The sequence below is a fragment of the Mesorhizobium sp. WSM4844 genome (assembly GCF_055811775.1).
Genome location: NZ_JBVVQB010000199.1, coordinates 1 through 419 on the forward strand (window position 1 = coordinate 1; position 419 = coordinate 419).

At 73.0% G+C, this 419-nt stretch carries 1 protein-coding gene; it reads right to left on the reverse strand.

The features are described 5' to 3' along the window. A partial coding sequence (locus AC0L2A_RS36420) for an AMP-binding enzyme (RefSeq protein WP_473613014.1) occupies positions 1–419 on the reverse strand: 419 nt, incomplete at both ends.

Genomic DNA, 419 nt, shown 5'->3' on the forward strand with positions numbered 1-419 from the left:
CCGCCGAGTTCGAAGAAGTTGTCGTGGCGTCCGACCCGCTCGACCCCGAGAAGCTCCGCCCAGATCCCGGCCAGCAGCGTCTCGACCGCGCCCTGCGGCGCTTCATAGGCGGTGCGCGCATAGGCATCGTCGGCCGGCGCCGGCAGCGCCTGGCGGTCGAGCTTGCCGTTCGGCGTCAGCGGCAGCCCATCCAGCCGCACGAAGGCCGACGGCACCATGTAGTCGGGCAGCCGCCCGCCCAGATGGGCGCGCAAGCAGGCAGCAAGCTGCGCGCCATCGGCGCCCTCCGAGCCGTCCGCCGACTTCGCCACCACATAGGCGACGAGCCGCTGGTCGCCGGTCCGATCGGCGCGCGCCACCACCACCGCATCGCCGACAAGCTCGTGCTCGCAAAGCCGCGCCGCGATCTCGCCCGGCTC